The 1,012-nt window shown below is 33.0% G+C and carries 1 protein-coding gene; it reads left to right on the forward strand.

What is annotated here, in order from left to right; translation table 11 throughout:
• Positions 1 to 174: 174 nt before the first annotated feature.
• Positions 175 to 705: a hypothetical protein gene (locus tag BKP35_RS11140; RefSeq protein WP_071313430.1), complete on the forward strand. Its 531-nt coding sequence runs from the start codon at positions 175 to 177 to the stop codon at positions 703 to 705.
• The last annotated feature ends 307 nt before the right edge of the window (positions 706 to 1,012 follow it).

The raw sequence follows: 1,012 nt of genomic DNA on the forward strand, positions 1-1,012 counted from the left end.
AAGTAACGAAGAACTTATAATTTAATATACATCGTTAGATGGACCGCCGAATGCTGGGAAACTAGCACGTTCGGTGCGGAGCAGGGGAAAAGCTGGAGATCACTTCAAAGGCTTACCTATTGCTAACTTTAGTTGAATTTCTAGGGTTGTATGTATTTGATGGGGGGGATTAAGTTGAGATATTTACACCTAATTTTAGCGGTAATACTATTTTCAGTGATATTAGGCTGTGACAAAGAACTAATAATGACTGATGAAGACGTTATTAGTAACATTAGAGAGTATGTAGAAGGGGATGGAAACAAAAGACTATATCAAGTTACTAATAACGGAGATTATTATTATGCTATCTCTTATAACGCAGTAGATGATACAGTGAGCATTTCTGCTTTTTCTTTTAAAGACAGTTTAGAATTTATTTATTCAGGTGCTCTGGGAAGCGAAGTGGACGAAGCCAATGCTCTTTCAACAAGTGGCATAAATGTTGAAAATGACCATATGTTATTTTTTGGTAAGATAAATAATGATAAAATCCATGAAGTATTTTTCGACCGTAAAAAGGCTGATATTGTTAAGGTTAACGAAAACCGAATATGGCTTTCACCAATAGATAACTATATCATGATGGATATTGTTGCTTATGATAAAGAGGGAGAGGTTATTTTTAAAGATAGACCTGTATATAGAGAATTGCAGGATTTTTAAACGAAATAGATACGGAGTTTTCATTACTTCCTTTCACTAACGTAGAGCTTTACTTCAAAAATGAAGTGAAGCTTTTTAAAATTTTCTAACAATTAAAAGGTAAATAATGTTAATATTAAAATGGTAGTGTGCGCTCCTTTCACGATGGAATCATTACGTAGAAATGTACGTACAGGTAAGAAGGGATTATGGAATTTTATGGTGAAATTACGTTTAGCCTTTTTTAAGTAAGGGGGAGTAAATTATTAAAATACAGAAATGTCTTATTTGCAAAAAACAATTCAGTTGGAGAGAAATTGGTAAGTCA

It is taken from the genome of Anaerobacillus arseniciselenatis (assembly GCF_001865995.1).
GTDB lineage: Bacteria > Bacillota > Bacilli > Bacillales > Anaerobacillaceae > Anaerobacillus > Anaerobacillus arseniciselenatis.